Genomic DNA, 24,324 nt, shown 5'->3' on the forward strand with positions numbered 1-24,324 from the left:
ACGCAACGAAGTTGCAATCCACGACGGCGTGCGCCGACAATTCACGGCCGCAGGCCAATTCACGCGGACGCAGTCCGCAATTCACCGCGCCTTTGCCTCGGATTTCCAAACTTCGCTCGAATACATTGCAATTTGCGGCGCACTATGCTAAACTGTATCTATGAATAAAAAACAAATCCGCCGAGATTACGAAAACGTCGATTATTTGGACGAGAAGGGCAGGGTACGCACCAAGGTGCGCTACCGCGGCGCGCTCTACGCGTTGGAAGAGCCCGACCAAATGACCGCGTTCCGCGTGTTGTACGTACTGTTCGCCGCGATCTCCGTGCCTCTTTTCGTGTTGCCCCTGTGCTTCGATACCGACGTTTTGCGCACCATCTACTTCACCTTGCCCTACGTGGCCGAGATTTTTTGTGTGTTTATGATGGTGATGGGCGCGTACAACGTTTTGGTGCGCCCCTTCCCCTACCGAGAGGAAGTCTTTTCGCTGGTGTTCTCCCGCGCCAAGGTATCCGCCGTTGCGTGCGGCGTGCTTTCGTTGGCGTCCGTGGTGACTTTTTCCGTCTATGCGGGGCTCAACGGCGCCAAGGGGTTGGATTATCTTGCGCTGGGTTGCGCGCTGTCGCAACTGGCGGTGGACGTCGCTTTCGTCCTTAACGTGCGCGCGCGTAAAATAAATAGGATAGCGCCCCCCGAGCTGTCGCAGGACGAACCCGTTTCTCCCGCCGCCCCCGAGACGGCCGCCGAAGCGTCCGCGCCCGCTCCTTCCGCCGAGGACGAGGAACGCGCCGCTGCCGAAGCGCCCACGCCGCCCTCCACGGATGACGACGCCATCTGATACGCTCCAACTCTATCTCTACCGCAACGCACGTTTTGCGTGTAAATCATTCACGCGGTGAATATCATTCGCCGCCCGGCGGCGCCCACGTCCCGATGAACGTCGGATTTCACCCAACGAAGTTGGGTTTCTCCCGTGCTTCCGCACGGATTTCTCCCGAGGCCTTGCCTCGGATTTCTCACCCACAGTCGCGCTTCCTCGCGCCTGTGGGTGCATATTTGCATAAAACAACGCATAAACGCATCATTTGCCGTATAAAAGAGGATTCTATTTGGATTTTGTCAAAAAATATACTTCACGGGGCGCAAATTGCTTGCACCGCTTTTTCATCTTTGGTATAATGGACGGGTAGTATAGGTAGGATTGTACTTGCGCCCCTTGGCGTTGGTATTCCCGCTTGTACTGCACATACTACGGCTAACGCGCGGCGAGTGCCGTGTGAACGTAATGACGAAAATTTATTTATGGAGGTAAATTATGAAGAAATCCAAACTCTGGACAGTTGTTTGCGCTATTCTCGTAGTTGTCTTCCTCGTTTGCTGCATGTCTACGTTGATTGCCTGCAAAGACAAGAACGAAGGCAACAAGACCAACGAGCAAACCAACACCGACAATAGTGGTAACAACCAGCAAGGTGGTGAGCAAGGCGGCAACGGCCAAGGCGAAGGTCAAGCTGAGCCCGCCACGTATACCGTCACCTTCGTGGTGAATGACGAAACATATGCGACCAAGGAATATACCGAAGGCGAAGCAATCATATTGCCCACCGCTCCCGGTGTCTCCTATGCTCCCGACGCATGGCATGGTTTCGGCGGCTGGTTCAATGGTGAGACTCAATTCACTGCGAAGTCCACTCTGACCGGTGACTTGACCGTCGAGGCCAAGTGGGTCGATAACTCCGTCACCGTTGAGAGATCTGCCGGTACGTTGGTAGTTGGTTACAACAACTTCAACGAGAAGTTCTCTCCCTTCTTCGCCACCAGCGCCTATGACCAGGACGTTACCAGTATGACGCAAGTAGGCTTGCTGGCTGTCGATCGTGGCGGCAACATCGTCTACAACGGTATCGAAGGTGAGACCACCCCCTACAACGGCACCGATTACACCTACTACGGCATGGGCAGCCTCGTCGTTACCCAAAACCTGGACGGCAGCGCCGATTATAAGATTACGTTGCGCTCGGGCGTCACTTTCAGCGATGGCAATCCCGTCACCATCAAGGACGTGGTGTTCTCCATCTACGTGCTGTGTGACTCCGACTACGACGGCAGCTCCACCTTCTACAGCTTGCCTGTGGCAGGTATGGGTGAGTGGCGTACCAACCTGAAGACAGACGTCCTCGCCAAGTGGACCGCGATCGCCGACGCCATCCTCGCCACCTATAGCGAAGAGGCCGGTGCTTACGTCTATGCCGAGTCTACCGCTTACACCCAAGCTCAATTCGATTCCTTCGTGGCCGCCCTCAACGCGGACGAAGGTGGTTGGGCCGAGCTCGCTAAGGATATCGTGGGCAAAGTGAGCGCAGACTATGCCGCCTATGCCACCCCCGGTAACACCAGTGAGGTTGGTATGGGTATGGAAGTGTGGGGCTTCGCCGGCTTTGAAAACGGCGTTTTGACCGACTCCAACGGCAAGACCTACAACTATGCCAACGGTGAAGAACCCACCATCCAAGACTACGTCGATTGCTTGAAGGCCGCCTATGAGAACAACCTCGTCAAAGCCGCCGGCACTGAGAAAGCCAATGGTGACTATGCCACTTATGCGAATGCCGTGGCGCAACGTTGGATCGCTGCCTCCGGTAAAGCCGAAATGGGTGACGAGAACGTCAACAGCATCAGCGGTATCACCTATAGCATCGAAGAGAACTGGATCAACGTGCACACCACCGAGTTCAGCGCTACCACCGTGTATCAATTGGGCGTCACCATCGCTCCTATGCACTACTACGGCAACACCGCTCTGTGGAATCCCGCCGAGGGTAGCTACGGCTTCACCCGTGGCGACTTGAACGGCGTGCGTGCCAAGACCACCCAACCCATGGGCGCAGGTCCCTACAAGTTCGTCGAGTACAAAGACGGTATCGTGACCTTCGTTTCCAACGACAACTACTGGGAGGGCACCCCCAAGATCAAGAACATCATGTTCAAAGAGATGAGCGATGCCAACAAGCTGCCCTCTGTGGCCAAAGGTCAAATCGACGTCGCCGAGCCCAGCCTCAACGACTCCACCGTCAGCCAAATCAATAAAGCCAACGGCAATAACAAACTCTCTCGTGAAGAGGGCTTGACCGTCGTGACCGACCTGGTTGACAACAACGGTTACGGCTACATCGGCTTGAACTCTGACAGAGTTTTGGTCGGTACCGACAAAGCCAGCGAGGCCAGCAAGAACCTGCGTAAAGGTATCGCGACCTTGTTCGCCGCGTACAGAGAGTACACCGTCAACAGCTACTATGGTCCTCGTGCCTCTGTCATCCAATACCCCATCTCCAACACGTCTTGGGCTGCTCCCCAACCCGCTGATGAGGGTTATGCGATCGCCTACTCCACCGATGTGAACGGCGCCGCTATCTACACCGATGGTATGACCGAAGAACAACGCTGGGCCGCTGCCAAGACCGCTATGATCGGCTACTTGAAAGCTGCCGGTTACACCTGGGACGAGGGTACCTCCAAGTTCACCGCTGCTCCCGAAGGCGCCAAGATGAGCTATGAAGTCATCATCGGCGGCGACGGCACCGGCGATCACCCCACCTATGCTTTGCTCGTCAAGTGCAAAGAGGTGTTGGCCTCGGTGGGCATCACCCTCGAGATCACCGACGATAGCGACAACCTGTTCGACCGTATGGAAGCAGGTAACGTCGATATGTTCGTCGCTGCTTGGGGCAACTCCATCGATCCCGATATGTATCAAGTCTACCACAGCAGCAATGCTACGGGCAGTAACCACTATCGTATCGCCGACACTACGTTGGATGAGAAGATCATGGAAGCTCGTACCAAGGACGACAAGACCTTCCGTAAGAACACTTACAAAGAGTGCTTGGATATCATCCTCGACTGGGCTGTGGAAATTCCCACCTATCAACGTAAGAACTGCCACGTCTTCAACGGCAACAACGTCAAAGTGAGCACCATCACTCCCGACACCACGCCTTTCTGGAGCTACTTGGCCGAGATCTACAAACTCGAAGTCAACGAGTAATCAACCTATAGGTGAAATAGGGGCGAATTTATTTCGCCCCTACAATCCTATTTTAGGTGCGGCAACTCTTGGGTTGTCCGCATTTCCTTGTTTTTTTAAAATGCGCAGGCGCACGTGTATACGTGTAAACTGCACCGCAGGAGAGTATTATGTTTAAGTTTATCATCAAAAGGTTACTTATCAGCGCGGTCATCTTGCTGTTCGTGATGTTCTGCATTTACGCGTTGATGTATTCCTTGCCCCATAGCTTCGTGGATACGCAAGCGAGGGCTTTGGCCATGCGCCCCGGCAACCTGCTGACCTTTGACCAGTTGGTGACGGAGATGAAAGCGCGTTATGGCTTGGACAAAGGCCTTTTCGGAGGCTATTTTATCTATTTGCGCAGCTTCTTTACCGGTAATTTCGGCGACAGTTGGTTCTATACCATCCCCGTAACTCAGGAATTCCATAAGACCATCTGGAACAGCTTCCTCTTGGGCGTGATTTCCTTCATTGCCGAATTGCTAATCGCCATCCCCTTGGGTGTGTTGGCGGCACGCAAACAGTACAGCAAAACAGACTATGCCGTGACGGTTATCTCCCTTATCGGTATCTCGCTCCCGACCTTCTTCACCGCGGCTTTGCTGCAGCTGGTGTTCTCTATGAAACTGGGCTGGTTCGAGTTGGGTGGTATGCATGACCCGCGTATATACGCCAGTTATCTGTCGGGCGACGCATCGTACGCCAAGTACTTCTTCGATAGCGTAGGGCACTTCGTGTTGCCTGCGCTGACCTTGATTATCGTGAGTATCGGCGGATTGATGCGTTATACGCGTACCAATATGCTGGAGGTGCTGAACGCAGACTATATCCGTACCGCTCGCGCCAAAGGTGTGAGTGAGCACAAGGTCATCTACAAACACGCGTTCCGCAACACCCTCATTCCCTTGGTGACGATGTTGGGCGGCTCCCTGCCCGGTCTTTTCTCGGGCGCACTCATTACCGAGACCTTGTTCTCTATCGAGGGTATCGGCTTCGCCTCTTATAACGCCATGATCAACGGCGATATACCGTTCACGATGTTTTATTTGACCTTTATGGCCATCTTGACGCTCTTAGGCAACTTGATAAGCGATATTTGCTACGCGTTGGTCGACCCGCGCGTAAGACTTGAGTAGGAGGTGTGGCTATGAGTACGAAAATCAGATTTGAAAAAGATCAAGACAACGCCCCCGCCAAGCACGCAGACGTAGACCATGGCGCAGTAGGCGCAGAGAAAGAGGATAACCTCAATCTCGGTTTGGTGCAGCAGGGTAGCGACGTGGCCGAAGAGATGAAATTGGACGACGCTCGCCGCGTCAAAGCCGTCTCTCCGGGGCTATTGGTCGTCAAGCGTTTCTTCCGCAATAAGTTGGCTATGGCAGGCCTCACCATCCTGGTGGTGCTCTTCCTGTTCTGCTTCTTGGGCGCGGCTATCTATCCCTACAGCCAAAGCGAAACCTTTACCACCATCAAAGAGATCGAGGTGGACTATGCTTTCGCCAAAATCAACACGACGTACAACAATATGAACGTGGTGCCCGAATATAGAATGCCCAAGTCTACCGTGCGTAACTCGGTCAACATCTATATCAAGGATCTGGATAAGCAAATCGCCGAGGGCGGCGCAAGCGCGTTGATCTCTTCCGACGACACGCGCTACGTCATGACCAAATTGGCCGACAAGGTGTACAAACTGGAGTATAACGGCTGGACGCAGGTCGCGGATCTGCAAACCAGCAAGAGCGTGGGTACGTTCAGTGCGGATAAGATCGGTATCAACATCAGTTTGACCGAGGCCAACGCCACTTTGGAACAACTGCTAAAGGACGATTGGAACGCCAAGGCCAAGAAAGTGGAGAACGTGAGCGTGGTATACGAGGGCGCGACCTACACTTTGGACAAGACCGACAAAGTGGTGGTTTGCACGTTCGCCGCATTGACCGAGGACACGGGTGCGCGACTGCCCGAATTCGGCGACGAAATCATCAACGAAGCGTATAACCATCTGGGTGATCGCTATTCCGTGGGCTCGCAGACCTTCTACGTGCGCACCTACAACAGCAAGGGCAACGTGGGCTATCACGTCGAGTTGCTGGAGGATTATCCCGTGCTGTACGCCACCACGTTGAACTTCGACCGCTACAATCTCTCGGAGGAGTTGTCCCTGGAGTTCAAAGAAGAGACCTTCAATGCGTTGGGCACGATGGCTGCAGCCGCCGCTACGACCACTACGTATACCGTGGGTGGCAAAGAGTACACCGTCACGGCGGTGGACGACCACTACGAAATCACCTATCAAGAGGGTGGCGATACCGTGCAATACGTGTATATGAGCAGCTATTCTATCCGTCGCTACACGGGTGAAGATACCATCTCGGTGCGTACCAAGTTGGCTTTCCGCGCGGTGATGGACAGCATGATCGCTGCAGAAAAGAAAGAATACGAGACCACGATCGAGATGGAAGATTTGGACGAAGGCAACTACGTCTACGACGAGGACGGTACGTTGCAATTCGCGGACGAAGAATTCTACATCAAGACCGAGGACAAAGGCTTCGGCCAACAGTTCGTGTTCCGTAACAACCAAGAGAAGATGGTGGCGGATATCAACGCGCCCCCCTCGAAAGAGCATATCCTGGGCCTGGACGGCAACGCGATGGACGTGCTGGCGCGTATCATGTACGGCGGCCGTATCTCCTTGCTTATCGGCTTCATCGTCGTGTTTATCGAAATCATCCTGGGCTCCATTATGGGTGGTATCTCGGGCTACTTCGGCGGCATAGTCGACAATATTATCATGCGTATCGTGGATATCTTCTACTGTATACCCACGATGCCTATCCTCATCATTTTGGGCGCTATGTTCAATACCCTCAAGGTAGACAACACCTTGCGCGTAGTCTATATGATGATGATACTCGGTTTCCTCGGTTGGCCGGGCATTGCGCGTTTGGTGCGTGGTCAGATCCTCAGCCTGCGCGAGCAGGACTTCATGATCGCGGCCGAAGCGAGCGGTCTTACCGCCAAGCGCAAGATCGCGCGGCACCTTATCCCCAACGTCATTCCCCAGCTCATCGTGCAAGCCACCATGGGTTTGGGCGGCGTTATCCTTCTCGAGAGCACCCTGTCCTTCTTGGGTTTGGGCGTCAAATTCCCCATCGCCACGTGGGGCCAGATCATCAACAGCGTCAAGGATATCGACGCTATGCAGACGTATACCTATATTTGGATACCCGTCGGCGCACTCATCTGTTTGGCGGTTATCGCCTTCAACTTCGTGGGCGACGGCTTGCGTGACGCGTTCGATCCCAAGATGAGCAGATAAGGAGGTGTCTTATGAGTGTTATCGACAAATTGAAAGAGAAGAGAGAAAAACGCAGAGACGCCAACTATATCTCCGTCAAGGAATCCGCGCGTATCACCCGTGAGAACCGCAAGATCACCCGCGCGATGGAGAAGGAGCACAATCGCAAGAACGTGCCCGAGTCCGAGTACCTCTCCGAGATGAAAGATCCCCAAAACGTGGTGGAGTTCGACGACGTGCACACCTACTTCTTCACCTCGGTCGGTACGGTCAAAGCCGTCAACGGCGTCAGTTTCAACGTGCCCAAGGGTAAGACCGTGGGCGTGGTGGGCGAGTCGGGTTGCGGCAAGTCCGTCACCAGCCTGTCCTTGATGCAGTTGGTGCAGCGCCCCGCCGGTCAGACCGTGTCGGGCGAGATTCGTTTCCACGACGGCGACAAGGTCTACAACGTGGTCAAAACCCCCACCAAGGTGATGGAGAAGTTGCGCGGCAACAAGATGAGTATGATCTTCCAAGAGCCTATGACCAGTTTGAACCCCGTGTTCAAGATCGGCGACCAATTGGAAGAAGTGCTGGAGTTGCACGACAATATCTACACCAAAGAGGAAGAGCGCGCCCATCGCAAGGCCAAGAAAGAGTTTTTGGCCTCCCTCAGCACGGTGTCCAAAGAGGAGCGTTCCAAAGCGTTGGCCGAGCACGCGTTGGAGTTCGAGACCAACAAGGAGCGCAACAAGCGCAAGGCCATCGAATTGTTGGAATTGGTGGGCATCGCCAACTCCAAGGGCGTTTATAAGATGTATCCCCACGAGTTGTCGGGCGGTATGCGTCAGCGCGTTATGATCGCTATGGCTTTGGCCTGCAACCCCAATTTGATCATCGCCGACGAGCCGACCACGGCTTTGGACGTCACCATTCAGGCGCAGATATTGGAACTATTGCGCAACATCAAGGAGAAGTTGGGCACGTCCATTATGCTCATCACGCACGACTTGGGCGTCATTGCCGAAATGGCCGATTACGTGGTCGTTATGTATTCGGGCAAAGTGGTCGAAAAGGGCACCGCCGAAGACATCTTCGAGAATCCCTGCCATCCCTACACCTTGGGCTTGATGCATTCCAAACCCGTCGTAGGTGTCAAGATCGACCGCTTGTACAACATTCCCGGCAACGTACCCAACCCCGTCAATATGCCCGACTACTGCTATTTCCGCGATCGTTGCGATTATCGTTGCGACCGTTGCGACGGGCAATATCCCGAGTTGGTGGAGGTATCGAAGGGTCACTTCGTAGCCTGCTACCGCGATATGGAGGGCAAAGATGAAGAGTGATTTTGAAAACAACGTAACGCAAGAGATTCCCAACGAAGAAGTCTTCAACGAGGAAGCCCTCAACGAGCAAGAGGTCCTCAACGAGAAAGGCGTCGTGGACGTCGCCGAAGTCGAAGAGGAAGTCAACGAGGCCGCCGAGGAAGAAAAGGCGGAAGAGCAGTCCGCACCCGCGGCCCCCGCTAAGAATGGCTTTGCCAAGTTCGTCGACAAGGTGTTCCCCAAAGCGCCCAAGCTCAATCTGTCCGACGGCGAGCCCATCGAACACGATCCCGACAACTTGCTCGAGGTCAAAAACCTGTGCCAATACTTCCCCATCAAAGCGGGGTTCTTCAAACATACCGTGGGCTACGTGCGCGCGGTGGACGGCATCACGTTCAATATCAAGCGCGGTACCACCATGGGCTTGGTGGGTGAGTCGGGCTGCGGCAAGACCACGACCGGCCGTACCATTCTGCGCTTGTACAAGAAGACGGCGGGACAGGTTTTATTCGACGGCAAGGAGATCTTTTCCATGTCCAAGCGCGAGCTCAGGCATTTCCGTCCCAAGATCCAAATCGTCTTCCAGGACCCCTATTCGAGTTTGTCGCCCCGTCTGCCCGTCGCCGAGATTATCGGCGAGGCCGTGCGCGAGCACAAAATAGTGCCCAAGGAGCAATACGAAGAGTATATCACCAAGATCATGCGCGACTGCGGCTTGCCCGAGTATTACAAAGAGCGCTATCCGCACGAGTTTTCGGGCGGCCAACGCCAACGTATCTGTATCGCGCGCGCCTTGGCGTTGAATCCTCAATTCATCGTTTGCGACGAGCCCGTGTCCGCTCTGGACGTGAGTATTCAGGCGCAGATCATCAACCTGTTCAAGGATTTGCAGAAGGAATACGGTTTGACCTACCTGTTCATCTCGCACGACCTCTCGGTCGTCGAGCATATTTCGGACACGGTCGGCGTCATGTACTTGGGCGACTTGGTCGAGTACGCCGAGACGGACGAGTTGTTCGCCCATCCCGCGCACCCCTACACGCAGGCCTTGTTCAGCGCCATTCCCATTCCCGATCCCAAGAGCAAGATGAACCGCATCATTCTCGAGGGTTCCATTCCTTCCCCCGCCAATCCTCCCAAGGGTTGTAAATTCCATACGCGTTGCAGCAAATGTATGGAAGTGTGCAAGAAGGTCGCGCCTCCCACCGTGGACTTGGGCAACGGGCACTACGTGAAGTGCCACTTGTTCGCTGAGCACGCGGGTACGGACGCCGAATAAGGTATGGCGAAAGAGCGCAAACGCAAACAATACGACGATGATGACGGTCGTGTGATAGCCCCGATGAACGTAGACGGGATGCCGTGGCACGACCGCCACCTCATCGTGGACAAGGTTTTGGGCGACGACGGCAAGGCCCAAGAAGACGATTTCGACTACAATTCCCTTTCCAAAGAGGAAAAGAAGGCCTATCGCAAGGAGACCAACGCCATCATTCGCGGCGTGATACGCCAATTTTTGCCCTATCTGTTGCTCTTCGTGGGCGCGGGGGCGGTGGTCGTGCTCATTCTGTGGGCGGTGTGGCGCTAATGCGGGCGCAAGTCTTATACGACTTGTCTCGCGCATTCCGTCCATTTTTGCGGCAAGTATACGCCGCTGTCCACGCGATACGATAGAAGCGGAGCGCCCCCTATATAAAACGTCGTAAAAACAAGAGCGGCTCGTCCCGATGGACGGACCGCTTTTTTTCCCAAACCACTGCGACAAAACGCTATCTTTTTATGCGGAAATATGGTATACTGTGTATGATTTGAGCGAAACTCACTAAGAGGTGTATATATATGCTGGAATTACGAAATATCGTGTTTGAAGTGCAAACGGAAGAGGGCGTCAAGCGTATCATCGACGACGTCAGTCTCGTGTTGTCCGAGCGCTTCGTCGCCTTCACGGGGCCCAACGGCGGCGGCAAGTCCACCTTGGCCAAGTTGATTATGGGCCTGTATCGTCCTACGTCGGGGCGCATTATCTTCAACGGTACCGATATCACCGATCTGTCCGTCACCGAGCGCGCCCAAATGGGCATTTGCTACGGCTTCCAACAACCCGTTCGGTTCAAGGGCATCACCGTACACGACCTCTTGAACGTGGCCGCGGGGCGCACGCTCACGGTGTCCGAGGCGTGCAATTATCTCGCAGAGGTCGGCCTCTGCGCCAAGGAATATATCAACCGCGAAATCGACGCCAAGTTGTCGGGCGGCGAACTCAAACGCATCGAGATAGCCACCGTCACCGCTCGCAGCGCCGCGTTTACCGTGTTTGACGAGCCCGAGGCGGGCATCGACTTGTGGAGTTTCACCAATCTCATCAAAGTATTCGAGGATATGTACGCCAAAATCAAAGGCTCTATGCTCATCATTTCGCACCAGGAGCGCATTCTCAATATCGCCGACCGCATCATCGTGCTGGCCTCCGGTAGGATAGAACACGACGGCACCAAAGAAGAGGTGCTGCCCAAATTGCTCACCACGACCTATTGCGATAGGCTCAAACGGGCGTAGGAGGCGGCTATGAAATTAGATCCTGTCAAAATGCAACTGTTGAAGACCATCGCCGATATCGAGTCCGTGCCCGAGGGCGCCTACAACGTCCGTGCGGACGGGGCGCTGGCGGGGCGCAACACCACCGCCAATATCGACATCGTCACCAAGACGGACAAGCCCGGCATCGACATCATCGTCAAGGCGGGCACCAAGAACGAGCGCGTGGACATTCCCGTCGTACTCACCAAGACGGGGCTAAAGGACTTGGTGTACAACGATTTTTATATCGGCGAGGGCGCGGACGTAGTCATCGTCGCGGGTTGCGGCATTCACAACGACGGCTCCGAATTGTCCCAACACGACGGCATTCACACCTTCCACATAGCGAAGGGTGCGCACGCCAAGTATATCGAGAAGCACTACGGCGAGGGTGACGGTTCGGGTGAGCGCGTGCTCAACCCCACCACCGTCATTTATATCGACGAGGGCGGCAGTTTGGAGATGGACACCGTGCAGATCAAAGGGGTGGACAGCACCTATCGCCGCACCTCCGCCACGTTGCAAGCGGACGCCAAGTTGCTTATCACCGAGAAGATCATGACGCACGGTCACCAAACGGCTACCACCGACTTCGACGTGGCGTTGAATGGCGACGGCAGTTCGGCGCACGTCGTGTCGCGTTCGGTCGCCAAGGGCGAGTCGCACCAGACTTTCCTTTTGTCGGTGGACGGTAACGCTCGCTCGGTAGGGCATACCGAGTGCGACGCCATCGTGCTGGATCACGGCACGGTGTCGGCCGTGCCCAAGGTCAACGCCAACAACGTGGACGCGCGTCTAGTGCACGAGGCCGCCATCGGCAAGATTGCGGGCGAGCAGTTGGACAAACTCATGACGTTGGGGCTTTCGGAGAGCCAGGCCGAAGAGATGATCATCAACGGTTTCTTGAAATAGCGGCGTTTGCGCTACGAAGGAAATTGCGCCGGCGTAAAGCGATTTTGATACGGGAGAAGCGTATGAGAAGAACGAGTATAATCCTAATTGCGACTTGCCTCGTGGTGTGCGTGCTGACAGCCGCGTTGGTCGGCTGCTCGTCACAGGGCAAGTATTTGGTGACGATGTGCATATCCAAGCAAACGCCCACTTCTTTTTCGATGGAGTACGAGTCGTTCGACGGCTACCGCATCTACAAATTTACCTTGAAGAAGACCACCGAGGTCAATCTGCGCTTCGAGACGGTCAAAGGCAAGTTGAGTTGCCTTATCACGGACGAAGACGGCGAAGTAATGTACGACCAAGAGGACGTTGCTTCGGGCGGGTTCGGCGTCAACTACCCCAAGGGTACCTACACCGTGCGGTTGACCGCCGACCACCATCAAGGCAGTTTCTCCTTCTATTGGGACGAATAGCACCTGCGGCGTCATCACGCCATTTCTTCGAAGGCTATCCCAAAGAAAATACCGAAACGAGCAAAAAAATACCGAAACCAATATGACCGACGCATTCCGCGTCGGTTTTTTTTCGCAACAAAAAACCGCACGAAATCGTGCGGTTGATTTTGTTTTCGCGTGCGCTTAACGCTTGCTGAATTGGGGCGCTTTACGGGCTTTCTTGAGGCCGTATTTCTTGCGCTCTTTCATACGAGGATCGCGGGTGAGGTAGCCTGCCGCTTTGATGGTAGACTTGAGCTCGGGTTGCGCCTCGACCAAGGCACGGGCGATGCCGTGACGGATAGCACCGGCTTGACCGTTGTAGCCGCCGCCCGACACGTTGACGTACACGTCGTAGGCGCCCAAGGTCTCGGTGAGGGTAAGGGGTTGACGCACGATGGACTTCACGATTTCCAAACCGCCGAAGTACTCGTCGATGGTCTTTTTGTTGATGATGATGGTGCCTTCGCCTTCGGGAATCAAGCGAACGCGAGCGACGGCGTGTTTTCTACGGCCGGTGCCCCAAAATTGAATTTTCTTTTTCGCGGTTTTCTTAGTAGCCATAATTCACACCTCGCTTATTTGTTGTAGGACTTGGTCACCAACTCCAACACTTCGGGTTGTTGGGCTTGTTGCTTGTGCTCGGCGCCCTCGTAGACGAACAATTTCTTGAACATCTTGCGGCCCAACGCGTTCTTGGGCAACATACCTTTGACGGCTTGACGCACGGCGAAGCAGGGGTTTTGCTCCATCACGTCTTTGGCGGTCTTCTCTTTGAGGCCACCCACGTAGCCGGAGTGATGTCTATACATCTTTTGATTCAACTTGTCGCCCGTCAGCACGACTTTGGCGCAGTTGATGATAATCACGTAATCGCCTGTATCCACGTTGGGAGTAAAGGTGGGCTTATTCTTGCCGCGCAACACGGCCGCCACTTGGCTGGCGACGCGACCCAAAGGTTGACCTTCGGCGTCCACGACGTACCACTTTCTCTCGACGGTAGCAGGTTTTGCCATATAAGTTTTCATGGTAATCCTCCATCTGATTTTCTAACGTTAATATCCCAAGGCGACTTGGATAGCGACGCCTAATCCGACCTCCGCGAGGGGCTAATTCGCAGACTGCCCGATGATATTGCCTAACTATAATACTATGTATTATCCACCTTGTCAAGCAATTTTCACATACTTTTGCGGGGTATGCTTGATTTTATTCGTGATACATTGTATTATATAGGAGAGGTATCGCTATGTTCTACTTCTTGACACAACCCAACTTGGGCTACAACGCCATTCTCATCGTCGCCGCCGTCATACCCGCCGTGGCGCTGATGATTTTCGTCGCCAAGGCCGACAAATTGGAGAAAGAGAGCCCTCGGCTTTTGCGCAATCTCGTCTTTGCGGGCATTCTCTCCGCGCTTATCGCCTTGCTCGTCGAGCGCGTACTGTCCTTTATTCTCGACAAAACCGTCGCAGAAACTTCGCCGGCCTACAACGTCATTCTCTATTTCATCATCGTCGCGGGCGCAGAAGAAGGCGCCAAATATCTGTTGATGTATCGCCGCACCTGGAAAAGCCCCGAGTTCAACTGCCAATACGACGGCGTGGTGTACGCCGTGTTCGTTTCGTTGGGCTTCGCCTTGTGGGAGAATATCAGTTACGTTCTGCACTTCGACGGGCTGTCCACCGCTTTGGTCCGCGCGGTCACGGCCATTCCCGGCCACGCGTGTTTCGGCGTCTTTATGGGCATAGGCTACGGCATCGCCAAGCGCTACGACTATCTGGGCGACCGCAAGAAGAGCGTTTTGTTCCGCATTCTTTCGCTCGTCGTGCCCATGCTGTTGCACGGCACCTACGACTATCTCACCACGTTGACGGACCGGACGTACAGTTGGATATTCGTGGGGTTCGTCGTGTTGCTGTTCATCGTGTCCTTTATTCTCGTCAAGCGTACGTCCAAGCGCGACCGCTATATAGACGGCACGCCCGACGCGCCCGACGACAGCGCCTCGGCGGCCAACGTCACTTGGCGCGACAAGCGGCAAGGAGCGGACGATCCCTCTTCCGACGCGCCCGACGACTATTTCGACTGATCGCTTTCGCGGTGCAAAAAACACGCTACGTAGGGGTGGTATTCGTGCCAAACGTCGTAGCGTGTTCTTGTAAACGGTAATGAATCGCGTAAGAAATTATCCCAGCATGGCGATTGCCAATCCGCAATAGAGTATTAGGCTCAACGCGTCCACGATGGTGGTGATGAAGGGGCTGGCCACCACGGCGGGGTCCAAGCGCACTTTTTTGGCGAGCATAGGCAGCATACAGCCCACGACTTTGGCGATGACCACCGTGCACATCAACGCCAAGGACACCACGGCGCAGGTGAATACCGTGTAATCCTTGTAGCCGAAGATAAGGTTGTCCACGACCATCAATTTGCCAAAGCACGCCACGGCTAAAGACGCGCCGAGAAGCACCGAAACGCGCGTCTCTTTCCACAGCACGCGCAAGCCGTCTTTGGTGGTCAGTTCGCCGAGCGCCAACGCGCGGATGACCGTGACCGAGGCTTGCGAGCCCGCGTTGCCGCCCGTGTCCATGATCATAGGCACGCAGGCGAACAGGACGGAGCTGATGATGGCCAATTTGTGCTCGTACTTGTTGAGGATCAATCCCGTGAAGGTGGCGGACACCATCAGGACCAAAAGCCACGGAATACGGTTGCGCCAAATGGCCCATACGCTCGTCTTGAGGTAGGGCTTGTCGCTCGGCTTGACGGCCGCCATCTTGGCGATATCCTCGGTGTTTTCCTCTTGCAGTACGTCGATGGCGTCGTCCACCGTGACGATGCCCACCAAGCGCATTTCGTCGTCCACGACGGGAATGGCCAAGAAGCCGTATTCGGTCAGCAGTCTGGCCGTATATTCCCTGTCGTCCGTCGTGTGCGCGTAGACGGGATTCGTTTCCATTATGTCGCCCACTCGTTTTTGCTTGTCCGCGAGCAAGAGGTCCTTGGCGGTGACGATACCTGCAAGGTAGTTGTGGTCGTCCACGACGTAGCACGTGTAGATGGTCTCTTTGTCTATGGCGGTTTCGCGTATTTTGTCGTAGGCTTCGTCCACGGTCATTTGGGGGCGCAACGAAACGAATTCCACCGTCATAATGCTCCCCGCGCTGTCCTTGGGATATTTCAAAATATCGTTGACGTAGGCGCGTGTTTCACTGTCGCTTTGCGCGAGGATGCGCTTGACGACGTTGGCGGGCATTTCTTCCACGATGTCCACCACGTCGTCCACGAACAATTCGTCCATCACCGCGCGCAATTCCAGGTTGTTCAGCCGCTCGATCAACGCCTCTTGCCGATCGCTGTCCAATTCGACGAATGTTTCGGCCGCCAGGTCTTTGGGCAGCAGGCGGAACAAAAGGGGCGTTTCGTAGTCCTCCAGCCCGTCGAAGACGTGGGCGATATCCACCGCGTTCATTTGGGCCAAAAGCGGCTTCAACGTGGAGAAATCGCGCGCGCGCAAAAGGGCCACTATGTCGTCGCTTTCGGCGATACGCAAGGCCGTGTCCGTGGGCAACTCGCGCAATAGGTCGGTGGTTTGGTCGGTGCTCATTTCGTCCAACACTTCGTCGAGTTCCCTGTCGTGCAAGCCTTCGAGGATTATTCGTTGCGTTTCTTTCCCCAAGAGGACCAATACGTCCGCCAAGAGCCCGCTGTCTATTTCCGAACACACGCCGACGAGTCGGTCGTGAGGCAGTTCGGAGAGTACGGCGGCAATTTGCTCGAGGGTTTTTTCCTCCAGCAAACGGGCCGCCGCTTCGTAATTGTCGGCCGCCAAATAATCAAATAAAATTTTGTCCATTGTGAAATGGAGTCAAAAGAGAAAAATCAAGCAAGGCAACGAGCCACGCTACTTCGCCCGATATCGTCTCCGTCACATAAGTGAACTTTCATGACTCGTACCTCCTTTTTAAGATATATACAGTATAAGCCCCTCGGCGTAGTGCTGTCAACCCTTCCCGCCAAAAAACTTCGTCTCGCGTTTCGTTTGTCGTCCGCGCCGCCTTTTCGCCCGCGAGACGGGGCGTATGGTAACGAAAAAGCACGGGACGTACCCGTGCTTTTTCGTTACCGCCTTGCGACGGCTTATTTCTTGTCCGTCTTGTCCACCTTGTCCGTAGTGGTCTCGGCAAGGGCTTTGATAAGACCGGTGACGTTGGCGATTTCGGTAGGCACCACGATCTTGGTGGACTTGCCGTCCGCCACCACTTTCAAGGCCTCGTACCCTTCGAGGGTGAGATAGCTGTTGGTGGGAGCGGCTTGATTAATCAACGTAATGGCTTGCGCTTTACCTTCGCCTTCGGCGATGAGCGCGGCTTTCTCGGCCTCGGCGGCCATGATACGCGCTTGTTTTTGGGCGTCCGCCGCCAATAGTTGCGCTTCGCGATCGGCTTGCGCTCTCAAAATCTTGCTTTCCTTTTCACCTTCGGCGATCAAGATGGAAGATTTCTTTTCACCTTCGGCTTTGAGGATTTGCTCACGGCGTTCACGCTCGGCGCGCATTTGCTTCTCCATGGCTTCCTGAATGTCCTTGGGCGGCAAAATGTTCTTGAGTTCCACGCGGTTGATCTTGATGCCCCAGGGGTCGGTGGCTTCGTCCAGAATGATACGCATCTTGCTGTTGACGGTGTCGCGCGAGGTAAGGGTTTCGTCCAACTCCAATTCGCCTACGATGTTACGCAGGGTAGTGGCCGTCAGGTTCTCGATAGCCGAGATGGGGCGGTCGACGCCGTAGGTGTACAGTTTGGGATCGGTGATGGCGAAATAGACGACGGTGTCTATCTGCATGGTGACGTTATCTTTGGTGATGACGGGTTGCGGCTTGAAGTCGGCCACGATCTCCTTGAGGGAGATAGGTCTGGACGCGCGGTCCAATATGGGCATGATCCAATGGATACCCGTGTTGAGCGTGCGGTGGTAGCGTCCCAGCCGCTCCACGATGACGGCGGTGGATTGACGCACGACCTTGATGCCCGACGCGACGATGATGAGAATGATGAATGCCAAAATGCCGATGATAATGCCGGCGATGGCACCCGACGAAATGCTTGCCAAAATAATCATAAAAACCTCCTGATTTTACGCGCTATTTGCGCTCGGCTATCAACTTGTTGCCGTCGATAGCGATTATCGTTACGATTTCACCCGCGGGAAGCGGCGTGTCGTCTTTGGACTTGATACTCCATACCACGTCCCCCACCTTTGCCTGACCAAGCTGGTCGAAATTGGCCTCCACCGTCATGCGCACTTCGCGGCCGATGAGGCTGTCCGTGTTGGTGGCTTGGTGGCGGTGCATAAAGTACTTGTTGCAGATGGGGCGCAGGAAAACGAGCAGTACCGTGGAGAGGACGACGAAGATGATGACTTGCGCCCACCAAGGCAACCCGGGGATGAACGCCAGCCCCAAGCACAGCAAAGACGATATGGCGAACCATAGCGAAACGAATTGCGGCGTGGCCAATTCGACGACCAAAGTGACGACGAATATACCCAGCCAAATCCACACCATAATAGGCATATAACGCACCTCCTTGTTAGCGTTAGCGCGTTTGCGCTTACGATTATTATACGACTTTTTCGCCCGATTGACAATACTCTCGCGTCATTTTCACGTGTTTTTCGGCGAAACACGGGTATAAGCGCACCAAATATTTACAAGTGTCTAAACTTAAAATATGGTATTGACGAAAAGGATAATTGCTATTATAATAGAAAATACGGAATAGTATCTATTTCGATTTTTGGCGAGGAGATATAACCAAAATGCATCTGAATATGAAATTGAAAAGAAAGCAGACGTTGTTGGGTATACTGAAGACCATCGCCTATTTTGCGGGCTATCCCCTCATGGTGCTGTTCGTCGCCATCGGTAGCGTGCCCTTTATGAAAGAGGGCGCGTTCAGCGGCACGTGGTACCTCGGCATAGTCATCGCGCTCATCCCCTGGTTGGTCGGCGCGATATTGCAGATAGCGTTCGGTTGCGTTACTCAAAACCAATACTTCAAGACCTTGGTCGTCGGCATCGTTTCCACGGTGTGTATGCTGGGTTGCGCTTTGGCGTTGGACTTCAACGGCAAGCAGGTAATGGCGGATATGAACGAGCGCTACGTCGCCACCCAGACCAAGGATGCGGACGGCAACACGGTCGTCACGGCCAAGACGATCACCGTGCCCACCTACCGTATGGGTGCGGACGGCAAAGTGGGCACCGCCACTTGGACGATGAGCAGTACGGCGGTCACGTTCGAGACCATCGACTTCCTCAAAGGTCACTATCTCACGCTTACGCCCGGCTACGGCAGTGTTACCGAGTCCTACCTGTCCGAGCTCGGCAACTTCCAGCGCATTTATAACGTAAGCCTGTACGGCGAAAACAAGAAGGTCACCGCGGACGGCAAGTCGGTCACCAATACCGACCTGTCTTTGGCGACCATCGATCCCGCCACGGGCATTCCGTTCAACAAAAACGGCGTGGTCAGCGAGAGTTACGTCTACTCGGTCGATTTTGCGCTCAACGTGCTCATCAACTACTACGAAGCCGTCAACAAGTTCGCCACCCTCAACGTGGATATGACGCCCTACGTCGCCAAGATCGAGGTGGAACAACCCATGGCCGACGACGAGACGCCCAACGATTACAAGGCCCGCGTCGCCGCGATGAGCCACGAAGAGAAGTTGGAAACGGACGCGCAATACAGAGCGCGCATCGCCGCCATGACGCCGCAAGAGAAGTTGGAGGCCGTGTACAAGGCCGAGCTCAAGCGCGTCAAGGAGAGCGAAGAGTACAGGACGTACCAAACGAGCGACGAGTACGTCGCCGCCTATGGCGAAAACGGCACGGCCAAGGGCTATATGCTCACGGTCGAGCGGGTCAAAGAGATTTTGCCCGTGTTGGTCAAATACGTCACGTTCGTCCTGAAACGCAGCCAAGTGGTGTCCGACTTGTACGATATGGTCAACGGTTTGTTGAGTTTGGAGAAACTCAACGAGACGCTCGCCAAAGAGAATTACACGTTGCAAGACGTGGTCGATTGGTTCAACGACGAGGTCAAGGGTGGCTTGGTCGCCTTCATTCCCGAGGAGACTTTGGACGGCATCGCCGCTTTGATCACCGAGGAGAATCTGCAGGCCCTTCTCGAGGACTACGTCTACTACTATTCACCTTCCGTGCGCACGGCGTTCGATTTCTTTGGCGAAGCCAAAGATGCGGGCGGCAACCTCATCGGCAACTTTGAGAAAGAGACGGGCGTGGGCGAAGACGCCAAGACGCTCACCTTCACGGCGGAAGAAATGCGCACCTTTGCCTACGCGCGCTACTACGCCAAGACCAACGGCGCCTTCATCGGCTCGGTGCTGGTGGGCAACAACGACGACGGCTTGGGCGCTTTGCTCAACGCGGACGGCAACATCGGTCAAATCACGATGTCCACTTCCGGCTATCCCGCGTCGCACGCCTTCACGATGGACCAAATCTACCAACTCAAAGCGGACAAGGAGTATATTCCTTCCCTGTTCCCCGCGTTGGCGGCCCGTCGCTATCTGTATATCTTTATGGGTATCGTGCTTTTGAGCATCGTACTCTTCTACCAATTCGCCAACCGCGAGAACGAGGTGATCGCCTCGCTTGTGGTCAATAACGTCAAAGGAGGTGCGAAATAATGAATAAGACTCTGCTTACCGTTTTCAAAGTTATTTTGCACGTCGTCGGGTGGCCCTTGCTCATCGCGTTGGTGTTTATCCTCAACCGCAACGTCATTGCGGGCGGCAGTATGTACGGCCTGGCCGTCTTCGTGTGCGTTATCGTCGCCGCCGTGATGGCGCTCGTCTACTACCTCGCCTACTTCTTGGTGCGCACCAAGAAGAAGCGTTCCATTCGCAATCAGCACATCATCGTGGCCATCGTGGCGATATGCTGTCTGTGCGGTTTTTGGGCCTTGCTGGACGCCTTTATCCCCGGGCCTCTCGAGACCGCTACCAGCAGTACCCTTCGTTGGGAAGACTTGTCCGACAACTGGGGCGCTCGCGCCGAGGTGCAGGAGAAACTCCTCAACGACTACGTCACGATGAACTTCGAGTTGGGTCGTCTCAAATCCCCCAACGGCGAGACCAAAGAGGACTATATTAAGCAAGGGCCCAACGGCAACGCCGAACTCAAAGCCCTGCTGAACGCCGACTTCCACAGCGAAGACAGCGACGGTTACGCGAGTTACAAAGGTCCCTCCATCGACTACGCGCAGGCCGACCGCATGACCATTCCCGTCCTGCTGCACCTGTTCCTCGACGACCGCAGCAACGTGCAGGGTGCCAACAGCGACTACGCCAAAGAGAACAATCTGCCCTCTCTCCCCATCGCCGTACCCTACTACGACGTGTATTCGGTGGGTGAGACGGACGACGAGTTGTTGTACGAGGACGTGCGCGTCTATCACGGCTACAAGGACGGCTCGGCCACGTTCTTCGTGACCGACCAAGATCTCAACGTGCAATACGATACGAGCAAGGTCGCCGTCATCAGCAAGTTCAAAGGCAAGTGGTCGTTGGTCACCAAGATCATCGATCGTCGCGAAAACGAGACCGTCGAAGAAGTGACGCAATACGAGTCAAAAGGCGCGGCGCTCACGGCGTTGTACGCGCACGAGGAAGAGTTTGACAAGTATTTCGTGGGCGACTATCGCATGGCTTCCGTCGGTTGGCACGTTTTGGATATGATGGGCACCGCGATGGATATAAATCTCCTGTCGCAGTCTATGATGGATACCGACCTCTTGGCCGTTATCGACAGTCTGCCTTTGGAGGGCGCGCTAGCCGGCGTCAAGGACGGCATCAAGACGGCTTTGTCCAACTTCAACGTGCGTTTCGTGTCCGACGTGTTCCAGCTCGATTTGGTGCCCGACGCGTTGGCCGTGGTGGCCGACCTCGTCGCCGAGGACGAACTTTTGGGTTCGCCTTTGTACATCAGCGTGGACGCCAAGACGGGCACTTTGTCGTTGACGCCTTCTAACGCCCATCGCGGCGTATTGGGCTATATGGAGATCGCTTGGTTGCAAAATCAAGGTCTGTTGTACATCATCGTGTCCTTGTTCTCCACGCGCACGCTGTTCTACGCCTACGCGCCCTTTATGGGATTGATCGCCGTCTTGTTGGGCCTCATTCGCGAGAAAGAGAAGAAACTCGCGGAGGGCGGCGCCGTTGCTTCGGCCAACCCCAAGAAGGAGAAAAAAGCCAAGAAAGACAAGAAAGACAAGAAGCAAGAGAAGGTCGAGCAGGCCTCGCAAGAGCAACCGCAACAAGAGAACGACGTTAGCGCGGACGACTTGTTGGAAGAGGAGCCGCAGGATGCGGCGGGCAGCGACATTCTGGACTTCGACGTATAAATAATCATGCCCCCGCACGGCTCGGCCTTGCGGGGGATTTTTTGCGAGGGAATTATGAAATACAAAGTCAACAGCCAAGAGATTACCGACGAAGTGAAGCAAGCGGCGGACGGCGCGTTCGTGGACTTGCCTTGCGGCTTTACCCATTACAAAATCGAGGGCGAGACGGGCGAGTGGTGCGTGCTCACCCACGGCTATGCCACGCCTTTGTACATCTACGACGAGGTCGCGGCGGCTTTGGTGGCGGCGGGCTACCGCGTTTTGCGGTACGACCTATTGGGGCGGGGGCTTTCCGAGCGCGTGGAGGCGGATTACACGCCCGCGCTGTTGGGCGCCCAACTTGCGCAGTTGGTCGACGCGCTTATCCCCGACGAGCGGTTTTATCTCTTCGGTACGTCCATGGGCGGCACGGTGACGACCACCTACGTGGCGGCGCATCCCGAACGCGTCAAAAAATTGGTATTGTACGCTTCTGCGGGTATGGTGTTCGACGCGCCCGCCTATATGAAACTCTGTCGGTGCAAAGGCGTCGGCGATTTGCTATTCGCCACGTTGGGAGCGGGGATCCTCACCAAGGGTTGCGCGTCCGAGTTGGCGCACCGTTCGCCCGAAGTGGTCGCCGCCTACCGCGACAAATTCGCCTACTACACCCAATTCAAGGGAATGATGCGTTGCGTGCTGAGCAGTCTTCGACACACCATTCTCAATTTCGACGAGGACCTCAAAGGCTACGTCGGCACGGCCGCGTCGGGCGTGCCCGTTTTGGTGGTGTGGGGCACCGAGGACAAGACCATGCCCTACTACCAGGCGGCCACTATGCAAAAAGTCATGCCCGCGATGCGTCTCGTCACCTTCGAGGGTTCGGGGCACGTCTTCCTCTACGACGAGCCCGAGCGGACGATGGCCGTCACGTTGCCGTTTTTGGCGGAGTGACCGAAATAGGGGGGATACGTATATCCCCGAAACGAGCAAAAAGCGGCGAGGACTGTGCCTCGCCGCTTTGTTTTTGTTTCGGTTATCGGCGGATATTATCCGCCACCCAATCGGCCAATTCGTCCGCTGCCTTGCGTAAGGTTTCTCGCGCTTCCTTGCGGTAATCGGGGGTGGTTTGGTACTTGGCGGTGGTGAATACCGCGTCGAGTCCCCACGCCGCGTAGTCGAGCCCTGCTTGGGCCTGTCCCACCAAAGCGACCACTTTGGACTTGCAGCGGCTGATAATGCCGTCTATCACCTTGCCTTGGAAACTCTGGTCGTCCAGACATCCTTCGCCCGTCACCACGAGGTCGGCGTTGCGTACCGTTTCGTCGAATCCGACGGCGTCCAATACGGCGTCTATACCGCGCCGTCTTCTTCCGCCCAAAAAGGCCACGACGCCCGCGCCCAGACCGCCCGCCGCGCCCGCGCCTTCCCCGTCGAACTCGGTTTTGCCGTCCGCTGTGAGAATGGCGGCCACTTTGCGCAATCCCTCGTCCAACAGGGGCAAGGTTTCGTCCGTCGCGCCTTTTTGCCTGCCGTAGACGTAGGCCGCGCCGTTCGGGCCGTAGAGGGGATTTTTGACGTCGCAGAGGGCCGTTACGTCGTGCGGCGCGGCGTATTCTATGCGTTGGACCGCGGCGAGCGTACCGCCCGTGGGCACGAAGTAGCGTTCGCCGTCCCAAAAGCGGCATCCCAAGGCCGCCGCCATGCCGCACCCCAGGTCGTTGGTGGCGCTGCCGCCCAACCCCAACAAAATGCGTTTGGCACCCAGCGCTTCGGCCTCGCGTATCATTTCGCCCACGCCGTAGGTGGTGGCGTGCAATACGTCGGGCGGATCGACGAGGGGCAGTCCCGCCGCTTGCGCCGTTTCGACGACGGCGAGGTCGCCCGCCAGCAGAAACTGCGCTTCGACCTTTTCAAACAGGGGGCCCGTCACCGTGCGCTTGATCGTGCGGACGGGCATGGCGGCCGCCAGACATTCCACCAATCCTTCGCCCCCGTCCGATACGGGCACGGCGGAAATTTGCGCGGACGGAAAACGACGGCGCAAGCGGTCGCTTACGCAGTCGGCTATCTCCACGGCAGACAACGTGCCCTTGAAACTATCCGTTGCAATGACGATCTTCATATCCCATTCCTCGTGTGTTCGGTCCAATGCCGTTCTTGTGCCCATTTGCGTGGGCGCCTATATCGGCAGTATACCATATCCGCTCACCGTTTGCCAAGACTGCGCGGCACATTTTGTATGCCGTTTTTGTGCGGTGTCGGATCGTTC

At 55.4% G+C, this 24,324-nt stretch carries 20 protein-coding genes and 1 pseudogene; 15 read left to right on the forward strand and 6 right to left on the reverse strand.

Annotated features, from left to right (window positions below; translation table 11 throughout):
* The first annotated feature begins 160 nt into the window (after window positions 1-160).
* The 11 genes and pseudogenes from II896_03545 to II896_03595 all read left to right on the forward strand — a co-directional run bounded on the left by II896_03545 (window position 161) and on the right by II896_03595 (window position 12,621).
* Complete coding sequence (locus tag II896_03545) at window positions 161-838, forward strand: hypothetical protein (GenBank protein ID MBQ4443721.1); 678 nt, start codon at window positions 161-163, stop codon at window positions 836-838.
* A 477-nt stretch (window positions 839-1,315) separates the two neighbouring features.
* Complete coding sequence (locus tag II896_03550) at window positions 1,316-4,045, forward strand: ABC transporter substrate-binding protein (protein MBQ4443722.1); 2,730 nt, start codon at window positions 1,316-1,318, stop codon at window positions 4,043-4,045.
* 149 nt (window positions 4,046-4,194) lie between these two features.
* The gene (locus II896_03555) at window positions 4,195-5,202 is read left to right on the forward strand and encodes an ABC transporter permease (GenBank protein ID MBQ4443723.1); all 1,008 of its coding nucleotides are present in this window, start codon (window positions 4,195-4,197) and stop codon (window positions 5,200-5,202) included.
* Between the two features lie 155 nt (window positions 5,203-5,357).
* Window positions 5,358-5,492, forward strand: a pseudogene (locus II896_03560) (ABC transporter permease).
* Window positions 5,493-5,729: 237 nt separating this feature from the next.
* On the forward strand, window positions 5,730-7,391 hold the full coding sequence (locus tag II896_03565; protein ID MBQ4443724.1) for an ABC transporter permease: 1,662 nt from the start codon (window positions 5,730-5,732) through the stop codon (window positions 7,389-7,391).
* An 11-nt stretch (window positions 7,392-7,402) separates the two neighbouring features.
* Window positions 7,403-8,698, forward strand: coding sequence for an ABC transporter ATP-binding protein (locus II896_03570; GenBank protein ID MBQ4443725.1), 1,296 nt, complete (start codon window positions 7,403-7,405; stop codon window positions 8,696-8,698).
* A complete protein-coding gene (locus II896_03575; protein ID MBQ4443726.1) occupies window positions 8,688-9,956 on the forward strand; it encodes an ABC transporter ATP-binding protein in 1,269 nt (422 codons plus the stop codon). Before II896_03570 ends, II896_03575 begins: the two co-directional genes overlap by 11 nt.
* A gap of 3 nt (window positions 9,957-9,959) precedes the next feature.
* Window positions 9,960-10,265 carry a hypothetical protein gene (locus tag II896_03580; protein MBQ4443727.1) on the forward strand — a complete coding sequence of 102 codons (306 nt, stop codon included), beginning with the start codon at window positions 9,960-9,962 and terminating at the stop codon, window positions 10,263-10,265.
* A gap of 251 nt (window positions 10,266-10,516) precedes the next feature.
* Window positions 10,517-11,233: an ATP-binding cassette domain-containing protein gene (locus II896_03585; protein ID MBQ4443728.1), complete on the forward strand. Its 717-nt coding sequence runs from the start codon at window positions 10,517-10,519 to the stop codon at window positions 11,231-11,233.
* A gap of 9 nt (window positions 11,234-11,242) precedes the next feature.
* Entirely contained in the window at window positions 11,243-12,166 is a 924-nt protein-coding gene (locus II896_03590) for a SufD family Fe-S cluster assembly protein (protein ID MBQ4443729.1), read from the forward strand.
* A gap of 62 nt (window positions 12,167-12,228) precedes the next feature.
* Window positions 12,229-12,621: a hypothetical protein gene (locus tag II896_03595; GenBank protein ID MBQ4443730.1), complete on the forward strand. Its 393-nt coding sequence runs from the start codon at window positions 12,229-12,231 to the stop codon at window positions 12,619-12,621.
* A 165-nt stretch (window positions 12,622-12,786) separates the two neighbouring features.
* Here II896_03595 and rpsI read toward each other — a convergent pair whose 3' ends face one another.
* Both rpsI and rplM read right to left on the reverse strand, forming a co-directional pair.
* Entirely contained in the window at window positions 12,787-13,206 is a 420-nt protein-coding gene (rpsI, locus tag II896_03600; protein MBQ4443731.1) for a 30S ribosomal protein S9, read from the reverse strand.
* Between the two features lie 14 nt (window positions 13,207-13,220).
* A complete protein-coding gene (gene rplM, locus II896_03605; protein ID MBQ4443732.1) occupies window positions 13,221-13,670 on the reverse strand; it encodes a 50S ribosomal protein L13 in 450 nt (149 codons plus the stop codon).
* 221 nt (window positions 13,671-13,891) lie between these two features.
* On the opposite strand from rplM, the gene II896_03610 reads away from it, so the two are divergent.
* Window positions 13,892-14,734 (forward strand): PrsW family intramembrane metalloprotease, encoded by an 843-nt coding sequence (locus II896_03610; GenBank protein MBQ4443733.1) that lies wholly within the window; start codon window positions 13,892-13,894, stop codon window positions 14,732-14,734.
* A 96-nt stretch (window positions 14,735-14,830) separates the two neighbouring features.
* Here II896_03610 and mgtE read toward each other — a convergent pair whose 3' ends face one another.
* The 3 genes from mgtE to II896_03625 all read right to left on the reverse strand — a co-directional run bounded on the left by mgtE (window position 14,831) and on the right by II896_03625 (window position 18,217).
* Entirely contained in the window at window positions 14,831-16,252 is a 1,422-nt protein-coding gene (gene mgtE, locus II896_03615) for a magnesium transporter (protein ID MBQ4443734.1), read from the reverse strand.
* A gap of 533 nt (window positions 16,253-16,785) precedes the next feature.
* Window positions 16,786-17,763, reverse strand: a complete 978-nt coding sequence (locus II896_03620) for an SPFH/Band 7/PHB domain protein (GenBank protein MBQ4443735.1) — start codon at window positions 17,761-17,763, stop codon at window positions 16,786-16,788.
* A 22-nt stretch (window positions 17,764-17,785) separates the two neighbouring features.
* Complete coding sequence (locus tag II896_03625) at window positions 17,786-18,217, reverse strand: NfeD family protein (GenBank protein ID MBQ4443736.1); 432 nt, start codon at window positions 18,215-18,217, stop codon at window positions 17,786-17,788.
* A gap of 257 nt (window positions 18,218-18,474) precedes the next feature.
* Here II896_03625 and II896_03630 point away from each other — a divergent pair, with 257 nt between their 5' ends.
* Genes II896_03630 through II896_03640 form a run of 3 tightly spaced genes read left to right on the forward strand, consistent with a single transcriptional unit; the run spans window position 18,475 to window position 23,006 of the window.
* Window positions 18,475-20,358 carry a hypothetical protein gene (locus II896_03630; protein MBQ4443737.1) on the forward strand — a complete coding sequence of 628 codons (1,884 nt, stop codon included), beginning with the start codon at window positions 18,475-18,477 and terminating at the stop codon, window positions 20,356-20,358.
* A complete protein-coding gene (locus tag II896_03635; GenBank protein MBQ4443738.1) occupies window positions 20,358-22,073 on the forward strand; it encodes a hypothetical protein in 1,716 nt (571 codons plus the stop codon). The genes II896_03630 and II896_03635 overlap by 1 nt, the downstream gene beginning before the upstream one ends.
* Window positions 22,074-22,127: 54 nt before the next feature.
* On the forward strand, window positions 22,128-23,006 hold the full coding sequence (locus II896_03640; protein MBQ4443739.1) for an alpha/beta hydrolase: 879 nt from the start codon (window positions 22,128-22,130) through the stop codon (window positions 23,004-23,006).
* 82 nt (window positions 23,007-23,088) lie between these two features.
* Here the strand turns inward: II896_03640 and II896_03645 are convergent, their stop codons facing one another.
* Window positions 23,089-24,177 (reverse strand): glycerate kinase, encoded by a 1,089-nt coding sequence (locus II896_03645; GenBank protein ID MBQ4443740.1) that lies wholly within the window; start codon window positions 24,175-24,177, stop codon window positions 23,089-23,091.
* Between the last annotated feature and the right edge of the window lie 147 nt (window positions 24,178-24,324).

Source organism: Clostridia bacterium (genome assembly GCA_017394805.1).
Lineage (GTDB): Bacteria > Bacillota > Clostridia > Christensenellales > CAG-1252 > RUG14300.